Annotated in this window: 3 protein-coding genes; all 3 read right to left on the bottom strand. The window is 60.8% G+C overall.

Features of this window, described 5'->3' with window-relative positions:
• Positions 1 to 2: 2 nt before the first annotated feature.
• The 3 genes from EXN68_RS23345 to EXN68_RS23335 are packed head-to-tail and all read right to left on the bottom strand — an operon-like array spanning position 3 to position 19,347.
• Entirely contained in the window at positions 3 to 7,706 is a 7,704-nt protein-coding gene (locus tag EXN68_RS23345) for a non-ribosomal peptide synthetase (protein WP_142843242.1), read from the bottom strand.
• Positions 7,707 to 7,717: 11 nt separating this feature from the next.
• Positions 7,718 to 14,917 carry a non-ribosomal peptide synthetase gene (locus EXN68_RS23340; RefSeq protein ID WP_142843140.1) on the bottom strand — a complete coding sequence of 2,400 codons (7,200 nt, stop codon included), beginning with the start codon at positions 14,915 to 14,917 and terminating at the stop codon, positions 7,718 to 7,720.
• Entirely contained in the window at positions 14,914 to 19,347 is a 4,434-nt protein-coding gene (locus EXN68_RS23335; RefSeq protein WP_142843138.1) for a type I polyketide synthase, read from the bottom strand. Before EXN68_RS23335 ends, EXN68_RS23340 begins: the two co-directional genes overlap by 4 nt.
• Positions 19,348 to 19,363: the final 16 nt, after the last annotated feature.

Below are 19,363 nucleotides of genomic sequence, written 5' to 3'. Positions count from 1 at the left end.
TGTCACAAGCTCTTAAGCAGATTGTCGAGTTCGTCCTGGCCGAGATCCATCAGCGGGAAATCAGAAATGCTGTAACCAGCATCTGAACCATCAAGGCAATGCTGGATCAGCGTTTCGAGATTGTCCCGGAAATGGCCAGCCAGCATCTTGATGGTGTCCCCGGAATGCAGCTGCGCGCCATAGACCCATTGCAATTGCAATTCGCCGCGCACCACCATGGCATTGATCTCGAGGATCGTATCGCGCGGGTTGACGGGGCCGTACATCGGACCGGATGTTATGCCGGAGGGAGCAAACAGGCTGTCGGCGCCGAACATGGCATCCATCTGGCCGAGATAGTTGAAGCGGACCTGCGGTTGGCCGTAGTCCAAATGCTCACCCCTGTTGCGAAGATATTTCAGAACACCGAAACCCACGCCATTATTGGGAATTCGCCGCAGGGTGTCCTTGACGTCGAGAAGCAGGCGGTCTGGCGTAGCGTCATCGGGCGTATCGAACAACACGGGATAAAGCGCGGTCAGCCACCCCACCGTTTCGGAAACGTCGATATCCTCGAACAGGTGCGGTCTGCCGTGGCTTTCCATTTCAAGGCGCAGGCGTGGCTTTCCGCTCCATTGCCGCAGCGCCAGATAAAGGGCTGCGACCAGAACTTCGTTCGAGGCGATGCTGAAGCATTCCGGCACATCCCGAAGCAGTTGCCTTGTTGTTTCGGCATCGATCGTCTGCCGGTACGTCACCGCATCCGATTGAGTATTGCTGCCACTCTGGTTGTCGAGCGGCAGCGCCTGCACGTCTTCTTCGCAGATGCCGCGCCAATATGCTTCCTCTCCATCGAAAAGCACCGACCGCGAAAGCCGGTTGTTCCAGCCGCCCGCCGCGACCGCGCCGGAGCGGATGGTGCCCGTTTCCAGATAATGCCGCTCGATATCCGCGACGATCATTCGCCAGGACACGCCATCGACGATGAGGTGGTGGGCCGCGAGGATGAGGCGCCCGGAACCATCGGGCAATGTCGCGAAAATCGCGCCGAAAAGAGGCCCGGCACCAAGGTCGAAGCTGGCGTGGAGCTTTCTGGCAAAATCCGTGACGTCGTTCTCATCCGTGGCGGCCAGTCGCTGCATGAGGGGCATCGCCGAAAGAGAGGCGAATTTCTGTTGCCATTGCCCGTTTTCACGCAAAAATCTGGCGCGAAGCGACTGATGTTCATCGAGAACTCTGGCGATCGCCTTTTCCAGCCGGTCGAGATCGAGAGATCGGGTGGGTTTCAGGATCAGTCCCTGGTTCCAGTGGGAGAGATCGGGCAGGTCCTGATCCAGCAGCCAGCGCTGAATAGCGCCGAGCGTAGCTTCGCCATCGGCATCACCGTTTTCGGCCGTCGCAGTGCTTTCCGTGCGTGTCGCTTCTGCGAGCGATGCGAGCGTGGGGTGGAGGAATACGTCGCGCGGGGTCATCCTCAACCCCTTCTGGCGGGCCTGTGAAACCAGCTGGATGGCAAGGATGGAATCGCCGCCGAGCGAGAAGAAATTGTCGTTTCGCCGGATGTCTCCGCAACCGAGCAAGCCTTGCCATATCTGCGCCAGCACGTTTTCCTGGTCATTGAGCGGACTTGCAATTTCACCGGAGCGCTCGCCATGGGCTGCCGGATCCGGCAGCGCGGATCTATCCAGCTTGCCGTTCGGCAGGCGTGGAAGTGCGTCGAGCCTCGTCGCAAGCACGGGAATGAAATGCTCGGGCAGGCGTTGCCGGAGAATTGCGACAAGTTTGGCGATTTCGAGGGCAGGATCGCCGGCAATCCACATTGCCAGGCGCGGATGATTGGAAGCGTCGCGCCAGAGCCCGGCAACGGCCTCGTGCACCCCTTCCTGCTGAAGCAATACGGCCTCAATTTCACCCGGTTCGATACGAAAACCGTTGAGCTTTAACTGCCGGTCGCCGCGCCCCATGTAATCGAGGCCACCATCATCACGTCTGCGCACGACATCGCCGGTCTGATACATGACGCGGTGTTCGCTACAATCGGCAAAAGGGTTGGGCAGAAAACGCTCGGCCGTCTGGCCGGGCCGGTTCCAGTAGCCACGCGCCAGCCCGCTGCCGGACAGGAACAATTCACCGGGAATTCCAACCGGCACCTCGTTTAGCTCGCCGTCGAGCACATAGGCGCGGGTATTGGCAATCGGCACGCCGATGCCGAACCATTCTCCTGATTTGGGCACCGGCGCCACCGTCGAATACGTCGTGTCTTCCGAGGGGCCGTACAGGTTATAGAGGCCTTCGACATGGTCGTTGGCGTATATCCGCGCGACAAGTTCACGCGGCAGCGGCTCTCCCGCAAGGCAAACCGTTCTCACGCTCTCCGGCAGGGGCCCGAGTTTGAGCAGCTCGGACATTGGCGTCGGAACGGTGTTCACCAGCGTTACTTCACCTGAAAACGGTGCGCTCGGGAAAGCGAAGAGATCGTCCACCATGAAGATGCGTCCACCCGCCGCAAGCGTCGCAAATATTTCGAAGATCGAAAGATCAAAGCAGATCGAGGTGGAGGCGAGCACGCCGGACAGCTGGTCGCCGGTGAAGCTGTGCAGGCACCATTGCACGAAAGCAACGGCGTTGCGATGCTCGATGGCCACGCCCTTCGGCCTGCCGGTCGAGCCTGATGTGTAGATGATATAGGCAAGATCGGAGCCTGATGTCGCCGGCATTGGCACGATCCCGCCTGCCAGACTTTCCACCATATCCGGTGTCATGCATCGGAAATTCTGTCCGACAGCCGAAACATCATCCTCTGTCGTGACCAGAATGAGCGCCAGATCGGCGTCGGCGGCGATGAATTCTATGCGGTCGGCGGGGTAACGCGGGTCGAGCGGCACATAGGCCGCGCCAGTGCGAAGAACGGCCAATATGGCGACCACCAGCCCCACGCTTCTTTCCAGGCGAATGCCGACGCGTTTCCCACTGCTTATGCCGGCTGCGGCGAGCCCGCTGGCGAGCTGGTCGGCTCTTCGGTCAAGTTCGGCATAGGACAGGCTCCGGTCCTGATCAGTGACTGCTATTGCCTGCGGATTGGCGTCAGCACTCGCTTTCACGAAGTCGTGCAGGCAGCGCCGCTGCGGCTGAAATGCCGCCTCCGTCTCGTTCCATTGCCGCAGCCTTTTCTGCTGGCTGCCCGACAGCAGGGAGAGCCTGTCGAGTGGCACATCCGGATGTTCGACAATCTTTTCAAGCAGGGCGACCAGCGCATCACCAAGAGATTCCATGGTTGAGCGGCGGAAAAGATCGCTGCGATATTCCAGACGGCACGAAAGTTCGTGCGCCGTTTCATGGATGAACAATGTCAGGTCCACACGCGACGACGTATCGGGAAGCACCAGTCTTTCCCAATCCATGCCGGCAAGCGAAATGGCTTCGCGCCGGGTTTCGACGGTCGAGACGAGCATGGCCTGGAACAGCGGGTTGTGGCTCCATGTCCGGGGTAGTGAGAGCGCATCAACCACTTTCTCAAACGGCGCGGCCTGGTTGGCGAAAGCGCTTAATGCCATGTCGCGGGTTGCCTTCAGTGCTTCGTTGAAGCTCTCGCCGCCCTGGGTCTGTAATCGGATCGCCAGCGTATTGGCAAACATCCCGATGATGTTTTCCAGATCGGGGTGGAACCGCTCGGATATCGGTGTCCCGATGACGATATCGCGCATGCCGCTGGCGCGCTGGAGCAGTGTCGAAAATGCTGTCAGCATTCCCATGAAGAGGGTAGCGCCTTCGCGGTCGCAGAGTTTTCGCAATCCTGCGAGCAAAACTGTGTCGAGCGAAAAGCGAATGCTGTCACCCGAGAAGCCCTGTATGGCGGGCCGCACAAAATCCGTCGGCAACTCCAGCAGCGGTGGAGCGCCCGCAAGTGTTTTATGCCAATAATCGACCTCGCCCTTCGTGTCCTGTTCCCGCTGCCAGATTGCAAAATCCGCATATTGTAGCGGCAGCGCCCCGTCTGGCGGTGCGGTTTTCTTTAAGAGGGACCCGTAAAACTCGGCAACGTCGTTGAGCAGAATTTCCGCGGAAAGGGCGTCACCGATGATGTGGTGCAAAATGAAAAGCAGAACATGGTCCTGCGGGCCGGTGCGGAAGGCGTGAATGCGCAGCAGCGGCGCAACGGCAAGATCGAATGGCCGGCGCGCGCAATCGAGCAGGGCAGCCTCGAGTTCCCTATCGCCGATCTCTTCCGGCACGATCCGGAATATCATCTCGGGGTCAGTCTCGACGAATGGCTTGCCATCGACGGAGACGAACCGGCTGCGCAGGATATCCTGTCTCTGCGCCGTCAGTTCCAGCGCATGCGAGAGGATTGCGAAATCGAGCGGTCCCCTGATCTTCAGGGCAAACGGAATATTATAAAGCGGGCTGTCCGGTTCAAGCTGCGCCAGCGCCCATTGCCTGTTCTGTGCATGCGACAGCGGTGTTCGGCCGGTATGGTTCCGCTTTGCCAGTCCGGATGAACCCGGTTCCGATCCGCGTCCGGTGATGGCCACCAGCGCATCGATGGCACCGGCCAATTCCGCAAGTCTGGGTTTCTCAAAAATGGTGCGCAGCGGCAGGTCAATGGTAAAGGACGTCCGCAAACGCGCCAGCATCCGCGTCGCCAGCAGGGAATGGCCGCCAACCGTGAAAAAACTGTCGTCGCGGCCGATCTTTTCGGCGCCGAGCAATTCACGCCATATGGCCGCAACCATCTGCTCGGTGCCATCGCGCGGAGCGGCATAGGCGGCTGACGAGACGATCTGTTTCGGTCGTTCAAGCCGCTTGCGATCGATCTTGCCATTGGCGTTTAATGGAAAACTGTCCATCCAGACATAGGCTGAGGGAAGCATGTAGGAGGGAAGCTGTGACGCGAGCGCTGTGCGGATCGCTTCCTCATCCACCACGCCTGTCCCGCGGCGGCAATAGGCGACAAGATTGCCCGAGCCTTCCTCATCCTGCCAAAGGGTAACGACGGCCTGCTCTATGGATGGCTGCGAGGCGAGGATCGCCTCGATCTCGCTGAGTTCGATGCGGAAACCGCGAAGCTTGACCTGAAAATCGGCGCGGCCGACATAAAGAAGGTGCCCGGCGGCGGAACGCCGCATCAGGTCACCGGTTCGGTATAGCCTTGACGTTTCAGGCCGACCGTTCGCGCCTGCGGCTGGGCCTTGAACGAATGCGCGCGACGTCAGATCGTCCCGGTTGAAATAGCCGGGGCTCAGACCTTCGCCACCGATATACAGTTCTCCGACAACGCCTGCGGGCACCGGCATCAGCGCGTCATCGAGCAAATGCAGCTGCGTGTTGGCGATCGGCCCGCCGATCGGCAAGGCAGGGAGTTCCAGATGTTCGGGGGTTATGCGAGTGCAGGTGGACCAGATGGTCGTTTCGGTCGGGCCGTAGAGGTTCCACAATTCGCCACCGGTCTCCAGCAGGCGGCGGGCAAGGCCCGGCTCGAGCGCTTCGCCGCCGCAAAGCATCCTGAAACCCGCCGGAGCCTTCCAGTCGGCATCGGCCATCAGTCGCCATGTCGCGGGGGTTGCCTGCATCATCGTCGCGCCATGGTTCCGGATAAGCTCCGAAAGGGCCATATCGTCATAGACATCATCGGCTTCGGCGATGATCAGCAGGCCGCCGACCATGAGCGGCATCAAAAGCTCGAGGGTAGCGATGTCAAAGGCCGGCGTGGTGACGGCGAGGAACCGGTCTTCAGCGGTCATGCCCGGCCGTCTCGCCATGCTGGTCAGAAGATTGACCAGGCTTTTCTGTCGGATCGGCACGCCTTTCGGCCTGCCCGTCGAACCCGATGTGTAGATGATATAGGCCAGATCGTCAGGCAACGTCTCGCGGTGCGGATTGCTGAAGGAGCCGGTTGCGCGCAGCAGAGGTTCAATCGCCATGCAATCGGCAGGATATGCCGCTTTCGCAGCGTCATCGTCAGCCTCGCTGACGAGAATGATGTCAGGCTTGCAGTCCTCGAGAATGAGTGAGCGCCGTTCCGCCGGGTGCCCGGGGTCGAGAGGCACATAATGGCCACCGAGTTTCAGCACCGCGAGGATGGCGATGACGAGATTTTCGGAACGTGGCAGGCAGATGGCGATACGGGGATGGGATTTGCCGTTGCCGATGCGATCACGCAAACCGGACGCGACGCGGTTGGCGGCATCATTGATATCACTATGGGAATATTGCCGGTCGCCGCAGCGCACGGCCGCAAACGAGCCGCGTGCCTTCGCCGTCTCTTCCAGCAGTGCTGCGACATCTCTCAATGGAAAGGCAGTGGTCGTCCGGTTGGCAGCCGCTATAGCCACATGCTCTGTCTCGTCCAGCAGGTCGATTTCGGCGATGCGACCGCCGGGATTCGACACGAGCCCGCCGAGCAGTCTCATGAAATAGTCTGAGAAGCGTGCCACCGTCTCAGGCAGGAAAAGTTCGGTATTGAACTCGAAAATGCCGCTGAAACCTTCGCTCCCTCGTCCCTCATGCATGTCGAGGCTGAGATCGAAACGCGAGGCGCCTGAATCGAGCGCGATCGGCGTGACCTTGATATCGCCGAGGTCGAAAGTTCCACCCGAGGCGTTGTGAAGCACGAAAGTCGACTGGAACAGGGCGTTATGGCCGATGTCACGCTCGACATTCAGCGCATCCACCACCTGCTCAAAGGGGACATCCTGGTTCGAAAGGGCTTCAAGCGTCGTCTCCCGAACCCGTTCGAGCAGCGCATCGAAAGTGTCATTCGGTTGCAGACGCGTCCGCATGACGAGATTGTTGACGAACAGCCCGATGAGGTTGCGGGTCTGCGCCCTGTTGCGGTTCGATGCCGTCGTGCCGATGCAGATGTCGTCGGATCTCGAAAGGCGGGCGAGCAGAATTTGATAGGCCGCCAGCAGCACCATGAATGCCGTCAGTTTCCGGCTTTTCGCCAGATCCTTGATGGCGGCGGAGAGTTCCGGCCCAAGGTGGAACTTGTGCCGGGCGCCGCGAAACGCCTGCGTCACCGGCCGGGCGAAATCGAACGGAAGTTGAAGCAGCAGCGGTGCATCACGAAGCTGTTCGCGCCAGTAATCGACCTGGCCGGAAAGCTCCGCAGTGCCGTTGCGCTGCCATTCGGCATAGTCGCGATACTGGATATCGAGTGCCGGAAGCTGGCCGGTGGCAGGAGATCCGGACGCGCTATAGAGCCTGTGGACCTCGTCGATGAGGATCTGCAACGAGGCGTAGTCGGAAATGATGTGATGGATGACCATGACGAGGATATGCTCGTCAGGTGCAACGGAAAACAGGCCAACGCGAAACAGCGGACCTTGCGAGAGCTCGAACGGCTCCCGCGCGAAGCGGCTTATGGCGGCATCGCGTGCGGTCTCGTCATCGCCCGGTTGGTGAAAGCTGAAGTCTGCCGTTGACCGGGAGGAAATGACCTGGAACGGCTCTCCGTCAATAACCTTAAAAACCGTCCGCAGGCTTTCATGGCGCTCTACGACGATATCGAAGCAGGCCTTCAGCCTGTCGCGGTCGAGCGGACCTTTCAGCCTGATGGCCAGAGGTATCGAATATGCGCCTGAGCCGGGCTGCATCTGCTCGACGAACCAGATACGTTCCTGAGCATGGCTCAGGCGGAAATTCTTTTTTTCGGATGCCTGCTGTCCGGCCATCATGCGCTGCAGAAGCTGGCGCTTTTCATCTGCGGTCAGTCGGGAAATATCCATCGTGTTCACGTCTACTGGTCCTTTTGGCCGGAGAGCAGCTGCTCCAGCATTTTATCCACGTCATCATCGGAAAGGTCGCTTACGGATGCCTGCGCGGCGATCGGGGAAATTCCCGCCTCCACGCCGCCCGGCAGGGACGGTGAAAGAGAGTCGAGCAATTCCGACTGGGCTTTGACGGTGGTGGCCCCGAAGAGCTGAGCGAGCGTCAGGTGCACCGAAAACTCCTGCCTTATGCGCGACAGCAGCTGCATGATCGTCAGGGAATCGCCGCCCGCTTCGAAGAAGTTGTCCTCCACGCCGGCGCTGTTACTGGACAGGAGCTCGTGCCAGATCGCCAGCAATGCGGCCTCGTTTTCGGTTGCCGGAGCAACGCTGTGGTGTGCTCTCGCGCCCGGTGCGGGCAGGGCCTTTCGGTCAACCTTGCCGTTGGCGCTGAGAGGCAACCGCTCCATGATCACGAATTCGCGCGGGATCATATAGGCGGGAAGTTTTGCGGCAAGAAAGGCGCGCAGCCGCTCAGAGAGGGTTTCACCCCGGATTTGAGCGGATGCCTGCCACTGTGTGCTCCATGCGGGATCGATGGACCCGCCGGCGAGCACGTAAAGCGGCTCCTCGTCTTCTTCGGTTGCCAGTGCCGATGCGATGGCGGTCAGATCGACGCCGCCGGCCGCGCACAGGCCGATATCGAGACGCGGTGCATGCAGCATCATCACCTGCGCCATATGGCCGGCTTCCAGCAGGCAGAAGTCTCTGGCCTTTTGCCCGTAGCTGCGCGCCATGGCCGCCTTGAGGCCGGCGAAAACCACGAGGAAAGCGCTTTGCCTGACGATATCGTCGCTTTTGCCAGCGATTGCCGCGATCTGTTCCTGCGAAACGGCCGCCAGAAATTCCAGCCGGTGTTCGGCGGGATGATGACGATACCAGCCGGCGGACAGCCCGTCGATCCGGCCGTCCTGGACCAGAATATGGGTCTGAACCGGATAAAGTCCGCCCGCTGACGGGTAAAGCGCCTTTTTCAGCGGTGTGCCGGGGACATTGAAGGCCCTTATGCTGGCGAGCAGATGGCCGACGCTCTGAAGCTCTGCCGGGGCGGTCAAAAACCGGCGATGACTTTGCCGGGCGATCGCTTCGTGGAACAGGCCGTCCGGCGTGGCCAAATCGATGGTCCTTCCGGCATCGCCCAATCTACCATCGCCTGACCGGCCGGCCTTCGCTTCCAGTTTGCCGATGAGGCTGCCTTGGGTATCTGGAACGATATAGGCAACGAGGGCAGGTGGCTGGCCTGTCGTCGTTACCACGGCTTCGGCGACATTTTCATTTTGCAGCAGCGCGGTCTCGATTTCCCCGAGCTCGATCCTGAAGCCGTTGACCTTCACCTGGAAATCTTCACGCCCCAGAAACTCCAGCAGTCCCTCCGGCCGCAGCCGCCCGAGATCGCCGGTTTCGTAAAGCAGCAGCGCGCCATTTCCAGCCTCTTCTTCGTCCGCAAAACTGTCGGGAATGAAGCGATCGGCGGTCAGCTGCGGCCGCCCCCAGTAACCACGCGCGACACCGATGCCGCCGATAAATAGCCGGCCCGTGACCCATGGCGGGCAGGGCCGCCCCTGATCATCGAGGACATACCAGCGCTGGTTTGCCAGCGGCTGGCCATAGGGGATGCTCGTCCAGTCCCGCAGTGCTTCCCCGATCGGGTGGAAAATCGACCAGATGGAAGCCTCGGTTGCCCCGCCGAGGCTGATGAGATCGGCATCTGGCAATTGTGCTTTCAGGGAAGGAGGCAGGCTGACGGGAATCCAGTCTCCGCTCATCATGATCAGGCGCAGAGGTGGCTTTTCATTGAGCGCCGGCAGCTCGGCCAGCAGCAATTGCGCAAGGGCCGGCACCGAGTTCCATACCGTCACGCGATGTTGCAGCAGAAGCTTCATCCAGCGGGCATTGTCCGACACTTCCTCGCGCACGGGAATGACGATGGCGCCGCCAACCGCAAGCGGACCGAATATATCGTAGACCGAAAGATCGAAGCTCAGCGACGAGAGCGCGAAAACCCGGTCCTCAGTGGAAACGCCAAAGCGGCGATTGATGTCGAGGATCGTATTCAGTGCACCGCGATGATCGATCATCACACCTTTCGGTTTGCCGGTCGAACCCGAGGTGAAGATGATATAGGCAAGATCCGATGGTTTGGTCACTGAGGGTGAAGGTCTGGCTCCGCCATCTTCGGGAACCGCGATCACCGTTACCCGCTGCGGCCAGTCACCTCCTTCGGCGATGACGAGATCGGCCGCCGTGTCTTCCACAAGCTCGAAACGCCGCTGTGCAGGCAGGTCTGGGTCAACAGGCACATAGGCCGCGCCGCTTGCCAGAATGCCGAGGCAGGCGATCACCTGGCCTGTGCCCTTCGGCAGAGAAACGGCAACCCGGTCATTCGGACCTGCACCGGCCTTCTGTAGATCAGCCGCCAGCGCCAGCGCCCGTTCCGCCACTTGTCCGTAGGTCAGTTCGATGCTGCCTGCGCAGACGGCGATCTTGTCAGGGCTTTCCGCAGCTCTCTCGAAAAATGCCTCATGCAGGAGCTGCGTGTCGTCGGGAAGCGCGATTTTCGCCCTGTTGTTCAGCGTTTCGAACGCCTGGCAATCAACGATATCAGGCTCGGTCTGCCATGCCGCGTCGTCGCTGGCCAGCGCCCGCAGCAGGGTCTCATAGGCGGCAAACATCATGTCCAGCATGGCAGGCGGAAAGAGTTCCTCGACCGCATCCCAGTTATAGACGAGCTCGCCCTGATCTTCGGAAACCTGATGGTCGAGATAGACCTGCGGCGTCTGGCTGACGCTGTCCACCAGTCGTGTATCGAGACGTGGAGCGTTGTCGTCTCTCGATGACTGGCCCAGAACGCTGGTGAAAACCACGGGCATCAGGGCACCGCCGGAGCGCCCGTTCTGTTTCGCCAGTTCGCGAAGCACGGAAACACCGCTGAAAAGCCGGTGTTCCAGATCTTCCATCAGGCGCAACTGAACCTGACGGGCACGCGTGGTGAAGTCGGCGCGGGCCGAAAAATCGAGCCCCAGCAGGAGTGACGCCGTGAAATCGCCGACGATCTTTTCCACGTCCTGATGAACCGGCTCACGATTGAAGACGGTGAGATTGAGGGTGAAATCCTGACGCCTGCTCCAGCGCGCCAGAACCTCCGCAAAGATCGTCATGATCGCGGCTGTCGGGGTGAGGCCGGCGCTCTGGGCCAGTTCCTTGAAGCGTGACCAGTCTTTCGCGGCAAGCCGGCCCCGGCGACGCGTGAAGCGCGGATGCTCGATCTGCGATGGGTTGCATGCCAGCGGCAGATCCGGTGAGGCTGGCAGGGTGGCTATCCGGGCAGACCAGTGCTCCCGCGCCCGCTCATAGGCCGCACTGTTATGCGCGGATTTCTCAAACAGAACATAATCCCGGAATGTCAGTCCGATTTCGGGAAGCGCGCGTTTCTGCATGAGCGCCGCGAGTTCGGTGCCCATCAATTTCAGCGACCAGGCGTCACCGATGAGAACATCGAAACTGACGAACAGCCTCGTCGTTTTTTCATCGAGCCGGGCAGCTTCGATGTGAAACAGCGGCCAGCGGTCCGCCTTGAAAATATTGTGAGACAGCCTGTTTCTGATGTCCATCAGGCACGTAGTGCGATCGGCCGCATCACGCAGGTCCGCCACCGGTAGGGCATAATGGGGAACGTCTGCCAGCACGCGCTGCCGCCCGTCGGCATCGACGATCGCGCGCAGCATGTCGTGGCGCGCGACAAGACCGTTTATGGCGTTTTCCAGCGCACCCGTATCGAGATTGTCGATATCGAATTCCCGATAGCCGTGGGAACCGACGCTGCCGAGCTCGAAACCCTGGTTGCGGCCGATCCAGTATGCATGCTGGATATCCGTCAGCGGAAATGGCTCATGGCGGTCTTCAGGATTATGGACCACCGCAAGCCCGTCGACGTTGAGGGCGTCCGCGGCCTCATTGTCAAGCCGGTTTGCCAGCCCAGCGATTGTCGGTGTCTCGAAAATTGCCTTCAGCGGCAGTGAAACCCCGAAATCGGCTTTGATACGGGCAATGATCCTGATGGCGAGCAGCGAATGTCCGCCCATCTCGAAGAAGCTGCGCTCGACATCGATCATGCTGGTTTGAAGGACGTCCTGCCATATGGCTGCAAGCCGTTCCTCAACATGGTTTCGCGGCGCGGTACCGCTTCCCTCTGGCGTCTTTATTTCAAGTGCGCGCAGGGCACTCCGGTCGATCTTACCGTTCGGCAGATGCGGCATGGCTGGCAGGATGGTCCATAAGGCCGGGACGAGGTGGGAGGGCAGCTGCCTTGCCAGTGCAGAGCGGATGTCGTCCACCGTCAGCTGTCGCCCAGCATCAAGTGAAATATAGGCGGCCAGCTGGCGTTCCGGGCTTGCTTCATCACCGATGACTGCAATGACGGCCTCGTTGACGCCATCGATATCCTCAAGCCGGTGCTCGATCTCGCCGGTCTCGATCCGCAGGCCCCTGATCTTGACCTGATTATCGAGACGTCCGTGGAATTCCAGCGCGCCATCCGCGCGGCGTCTGACCCGGTCGCCGGTGCGGTAGAGATAGGCGGACGACCTGCCGGAAAAAGCGTCCGGAACGAAACGCTCGGCCGTCTGGCCCGGGCGTCGCAGATATCCGCGGGTGACGCCGGCTCCGCCGAGATAAAGTTCGCCCGCAAGACCGTCAGGCCGGAGACGTCCGGCCCGGTCGAGGACATAGGCTTCCGTTCCGGGCAGGGGTGCGCCGATGGAAACCGTTTTTTCCCCGGTGACGGCGCAAACCATCGCACCAGTCGAATAGGTCGTATCTTCCGAAGGCCCGTAGAGATTGTGTATGCGCGCCTGCGGTGCCTTCTTCGCCAGTTCTTCAAGCAGGACCGGCGGCAGCGGCTCCCCGGCGAGATTGATGGTGCGAACGGATGTCGGAAGCGTGTCGTGGCGCAGATATTCGCGCAGCAAGCTCGGAACGGTGTTGATCAGGCTGACCTCGGCGACATGCTGCAAACGCGGCAGATCGAAGAGCGTGTTGGCCAGAACCACCTGGCCGCCGCAGGAAAGCGTGCCGAAAATCTCGAATATGGAGAGATCGAAGCACACTGAGGTCGATGCCAGGACACCTGCCAGCTCGTCACCGGTGAAATTGCTGCCGGTCCACTGCATGCGGGCGGCGGCATTGCCATGCGTGATCGCCACGCCCTTCGGTCGTCCCGTCGAGCCTGATGTATAGATGATATAGGCGAGATCGGCCGGATCGCAGGCGTGAGCGGCGGAAAAGACCGCATCGGGAAGTTTGCCGACCTCAAGGAGGGTCAGTTCATCCGTGGCGTCGAATGCCAGCCGGTCGCTATCCGTCAGGACGACCCTGATGGCCGCATCCCGTGCAATGAAGGCAAGCCTCTCGGACGGATAGTCCGGGTCGAGCGGCACATAGGCCGCGCCGGCTTTCAACACACCGAACAGGGCCGCGATGAGATCCGGCGTGCGCTGCATGCAGACGCCGACGATGGAGCCGCGGCCAAACCCGCCGGCGGCGAGCGCAGCGGCAATCGCGTCGCTTCGCTGATCGAGCTCCCGATAGGTGAGGCCGCCATGTTCGCTAGCCACTGCGGATTTTTCCGGTGTGCGCGCCGCCTGCGCCGTCAGCACCTCGTGCAGGCAAAGCCCGTTGGGTGCCAGAGCCTGACCGGCAGACCGGCGGATCTGCTCCTGATGCTCGTCGTCGCAAAGAAGGGAGAATTCCGATATCCGGCGGGCGGGGTCCTCGGCGATCGTGCGCAATACATGTTCGAAACGCCGCCAGATCGTGGCGACCGTCTCCTCATTGAAGAGATCGGTTGCATATTCGATCTTGCCGCCGATGTCGGGGTCATTGTCCTCGAGGTTGAAGCGGATTTCGTTTTTTGCAGCACCATCGGGCAGGCGCAGTGTCTCGATGGCAAGACCGTCGAGTTCAGGCAATCTTGCCAGATTGTGCTGAAGATCGAATTTTGCCTGAAACAGCGGCGTCATCTCGGACAGGGAGCGTTTTGGATTGAGAGCCTCGACGATCCGCTCATAAGGCACGTCCTGGTTCGCCAGGCCGGTGCGGACGGTCTCGCCGACGCGCTGCAGCAGGCCGGAGAAATCCGGATTGCCCGCAAGATCGGTACGCAGCACCAGCGTGTTGACCAGAGGGCCGATCATCGCCTGGGTTTCCGGCCGGTCGCGGTTTGCGACTTCGCTGCCCACGACGATGTCGTCGCTGTCGCAATGGAGATGCAGCACCAGTTTGAAAGCGGAGAGAAGCAGAACGTAGAGGCTGACATTATGTGCCCGTGCAAGCGCCCTCAGCTCTCCTGAAAGTGCAGGGTCGACGGAAACCGCAAATTGCGCGCCGAGGAAAGTGGCGATGGCCGGGCGCGGACGGTCGAATGGCAGGTCCAGCACCGGCAGATCCGTTCCGAGCGCCTTTTTCCAGTATGCGAGCTGGTTTTCAAGCACCGGGCCGCGCAGCATCTTTCCCTGCCAGATCGCCCAGTCGGCATATTGAACGCGAATATCAGGCAGATGGTGTGACTGGCCGGTCGTCTTCTTGTAGAAGCCCGCGAGGTCACGGGCGAGCACGGTCATGGACCACCGGTCGCCGGCGATGTGATGCAGCCCGACCGCTAGCAGATGATCTTCGGCCGAAAGGCGCACCAGCATTGCGCGCAATTGCGGATTGCTCAGGTCATAGGGTTCGGAAAGCCGTTGCAGGATGTGCTGCTTGGCTGTGGCTTCCGCATCGGTGTCCTGCGCGAGGTCGAGGAATTCGATTGCCGCGTCGCCGGCTGCAAGAATATCCTGTTCCGGAAAGCCGTCGGCGCCGGGAATGAAGCGCGTTCGCAGCGGCTCATGCCGTTGTACGACCTTCGCCAGCGCCTCTTCCAGCGCCGTCCTGTCGAGTTTTCCGCGAAACCGCAGGATACTGCGCATGTTGTAAGCCGTGTTGTCAGGTTCAAGCTGCTGCATGAACCACAGGCGTTGCTGCGCAAAGGACAGGGGCCGATCACCATCGCCTTCCTCACGTCCCGGAATGGCGGAGTCGAGAGCCGACTGATATCCCCGCTCGGCAAGACGCTGCTCTATGAGGCGACGGCGCTCGGGCGAAAGGTTCGCAAGTTTGGCGTAGAATTCGTTCATCGTGCTTCTGCTCCTCCAAGCGCGCTCTGGACTTCACTGTCGGAAAGGCTTTCGATTTCCATCAACAGCGCTGCCATCTCGTCCAGGTCGCCTTCATCAGGCATATGGGCGGTAATCATGCTCGCCACGCGGGCGACCGTCGGGTTTTCGAAGAGGAGTTCGCGCATTTCGATCTTGACCGGGAATGTTTCCCTGAGCTTGGCGACAACGCGGATGGCCAGAAGCGAGTGGCCGCCCAGCTCATAAAACCCGTCATCGACGCCGATCCCGCTCACGCCGATCAGTTCTTCGAAAATGCCCGCGACTGTGGTTTCGGTGTGGGTGCGCGGGGCGATGAAGGGTGTGGACATCGCCGGCCTTGCACGGCCCGAAACAGCCGCTTTCGACAGCTGCGCCTTCTTGACTGCCGTCGGTGCAACGGTGATGTCGCTGCGCGAAAGCATCGTTGTGCCGGTAATGCCGTTCTCGATGATCCTTCTCGTCAGGTCCCAGGCATCATCAGAGGCAACCGCATAGGCGTTGGTGTCGAGCGAGGAACGTTTGCCGGCGGCCAGCACATCGATGAGTGGATAACCAATGGCGAACCAGGGCATTCTCGCGCTGCGCGACTGGGCAGCCACAAGCAGCTCCACCGCCTGATATCCCGATGTATAGGCGGCCAAGCCCACACCGCCGATGACGGTTGCGAGCGATGACTGGATGCAGCAGAAACCTGCCCGCCGTTGCTCCATCGCCTTTATGAGCGCCTGCAGCGGCGCGATGCGAACCGCTTCATTGTAACTGAGATGCGTGTCGTCCATCATTGAGAGCGGCGCTGCCGCCTGCCGGTTCGCCTGAGGCATGCTCAGAAAAATTCCGTCGATCCGGCCATGCTTCGACACCACCTCATCGAGTGCCGCGCCGATGGCAGCAGGATCATTGCAGTCGATCCGGCGCGTATCGATAGCTGCATCCAACCGAATGGCGGTCTCCGCATCCTTGATGGATTGGAGCACGGACAGGCGTGTGCAGGATATTTTCGCCAGATGATCCAGCCAGGCAGTGCCGACACCTTCGGCGATATTGCCGATCACGACATAAATGCCGTTTTTCTTCAGGCGGGCGGCTGCCTGCGGTTCAGGCAGGTCGAGCGGCGCAAATCCATGCGACCAGCGATGTGGCCCCCTTATGGCGACCACCGGGCCGCTTCCGTTGAATTCCGCCAGAAGGCGGTCCGCAATCGCCTGATCCGCCATGTCCTGCGCCACCATGATATCGATGTGCCTGCAGGTCAGGTCTTCATATTCCTGGCCCGCAACCTTCAGGATGCCCGGCAACTGAGACTGCAGCTCGTCGAGATTTTCCAGGCCGGTGACATCCGTTGCGCCATTGGTCACCAGCGTCAGATTGCTTTTGTGCCCCTGTGCGGTGAGCGCCCGCACGAGATTGAGCAGGGTCGTAACCTCGTCCCGTCGGCCGGGATTCAGCGGCCAGAGATATAGGATGTCCTGTGGCAGAGCCCCGCGTTCGCCCAGGGTATCGAGCAGCCGGGCAAAATCCGCTGCGGAATGTCCGGCAAGGCTGAAGCAGCGGAAATCGCACTCGTCGAACCTGTCGCCTTCAATGGCGCGATAGGCCTGAGCGCCGGCGCCTTCCAGCCGTGCGGCGAGGGATTTGCCGATGCGTCCTTCATTAAGGATCAGGACACGGCGGTTTCTGCAATCTGCCGGGGTTGCCGGCGGCAGGCGCTGCCATGTCGGACGGTAGATTCTGGCGCTGTCGACGGCGGTGGAGACGGGCGCGTGATTTTCTGCCGTCTGGGCGGAAATCCAGTAACGCTGCCCCTGGAACGGATAGGTAGCGAGTGGCACGCGGCCGCCTTCAGCCGATACGGCCTGCCAGTCGAGATGGCCTCCGGTCCGCCAGTATTGTCCCAGTGCGGCAAGGTACTGGCCCGTCTCGTTTTCCGGTCTGGCACGGCCAAGGCACGGTATGATCCGGTCTTCCGCGATAGCCTGTTCGCTTACGAGACCCGACAGTGCCGAGCCGGGTCCGACCTCGATGAAGACTGTATTGTCGATGCCGAGAAGGGTTCGCATCCCCTCGTCGAAACGCACGGTCTGTTCCAGATGTCTGGCCCAGTAATTCGGGTCCGTCGCCTGCGAGGCGCTCAGCCAGGTTCCCGTCACATTGGAGATCATCGCAATGGATGGCGGGGAAAGCCTGACATTTCGCAGTTCCTCCAGATAGCGCGCTGCGGCCTGCGCCATCATCGGCGAGTGAAACGCATGTCCGGTCTTCAGCCGCCGCGTCACGTAACGCGCCTGTTTGAGTTCCGTTTCAAGCCTTGCGATGGCGTCCGTGCTGCCTGAAACGACGCTGAGGCCCGGCGCGTTGCTGGCCGCCAGGGCGATGTCCGCGTTAAGCCAGCGGTCGATCGGCGCGTCGGGATGAACGACCGCAAGCATTGCACCGGGGGCGGCCTGTTGCATCAACCGGCCGCGCGCCACCACAAGCGAAAGTGCCGTATCCAGATCGAAGACGCCCGCCAGGCAGGTAGCCACATATTCGCCGATGCTGTGGCCATGGAGCGCCTGCGGTATCACACCCCGCGCCATCCATGCCTTTGCAAGGGCATATTCCACGGCAAACAGCGCCGGCTGGGCAAAATCCGTATTATGGATATCCTCATGTCCGGCAAAGAGATCAGCGCGGAAATCGCGTTGCATGATCTTGGAAAGACGATCCGCGCAGGCATCGAAAGGCGCACGGAAAAGCTCCACCCGCTCGTAGAGATCCTTGCCCATTCCGGCATATTGGCTTCCCTGTCCGGGAAACAGGAAAACCGCGGACGGCGTGCCGCCGGCAATGGATGGTTTTTGCGCGGCAAGACGGTGCAGTTCCGTTGCGGCTGACGCCAGATCATCCGCAACCAGCGACTGGCGATGGCTGAAAGCCTTCCGGCCCTGACGCAGCGTGAAGGCAACGTCGTTGATCGCAAGTTCCGGGTTCGCCTCGAACGCTTTCGCCTGTGCCGAAAGCAGTGCCGAGAGCGCTGCATCATTGCGCGCCGAAAAAACCAGAAGCTGCGGCGATGCCGGTTGCGTCTTGGCGCGCGCGCCTGCGTCGGTTGGTGCCTCTTCCAGCACCAGATGCGCATTCGTTCCGCCGATACCGAGAGAACTGATGCCGGCTCTCCGGGGGCTTTCCACCGCATCCCAGTCTCGCAGGGCCGTATTGACCGCAAAGGGGCTCGCCGGGAAGTCGATCTTTGCGTTTGCCTGTTTGAAATGAAGACTTGCGGGAATTCTGCCGTGCTTGAGGCAAAGCACGGTCTTGATGAAGCCTGCAATGCCTGCGGCCGTATCGAGGTGGCCGATATTGGTTTTCACGGAGCCGATGGCGCAATATCCGGTGCGCGTCGTCGTCTTGCGAAAGGCCTGCGTCAGCGCTGCGATCTCGATGGGGTCACCCAGCGATGTTCCCGTGCCATGCGCTTCGATATAACCGATGGAATCGGCCGATATTCCTGCGGCGGCGTGGGCCTCGCTTATGACCATGGCCTGGCTGTCCACCTGCGGCGCGGTAAAGCTCGCCTTCAGCGCGCCGTCATTGTTGATGGCCGAACCGATGATGACGGCATCGATCGTGTCGCCGTCTGCAAGCGCATCTTCAAGGCGCTTGAGCACGACAACGCCGACGCCGCTGCCGGGAACGGTTCCGGCGGCATCCGCATCGAATGCCCGGCAATGCCCGTCAGGAGACAATATTCCGCCTTCGCGCGCTACATATCCGTGCGAACGGGAAACCGTCACGCCGCCCGCAAGCGCAATATCGCATTCGCCTGCAATGAGGCTCTGGGCCGCGACATGGATGGAAACAAGTGATGAAGAGCAGGCCGTCTGCACCGTCATGGCCGGTCCGCGCAGATTGAGCTTGTAAGCCGTGCGCGTCGCCAGAAAATCCTTGTCGTTGGCGACGAACAGTTCAAAGGGGCTGATCGATTGGCGCACCGCAGCATTGGCGTGCAGGTTCAGAAGATAGGTATTGAAGCCGCTCGAGGCATAGACGCCGATGGAACCGTCGAAAGTGTCGCCCTGATATCCGGCGCGCTCCAGCGCCGCCCAGGCGCATTCGAGGAACAGCCGCTGCTGCGGATCGAGAATTTCCGCCTCGCTGGGGCTGTAGCCGAAAAATTCAGCGTCAAACTGGTCGGCGCCCTCCAGCGGCGCTGAAGCCCGCACGAAATCCGGATCGACAAGCTGCTCGGGCGGCACACCCAGTGCGATTAGTTCCTCGTCGGTCCATTCCTTGACCGACTCCCGGCCATGAACCAGATTATCCCAGAAGCTCTCAATGTCGGAGGCTCCCGGAAAGCGGCCTGCCATACCGATGACGGCGACCCTAAAGGCGTTCCGATCCTGGTTTGAAGCGCTGGTATAGTCGGACATATGCAGTTCTCGCTGG

The sequence above is a fragment of the Martinezella rhizogenes genome (genome assembly GCF_007002745.1).
Taxonomy (GTDB): domain Bacteria; phylum Pseudomonadota; class Alphaproteobacteria; order Rhizobiales; family Rhizobiaceae; genus Agrobacterium; species Agrobacterium cucumeris.
The sequence above is the reverse complement of the archived record's forward strand: the minus strand, read 5'-3'. Positions and strand labels throughout refer to the sequence as shown.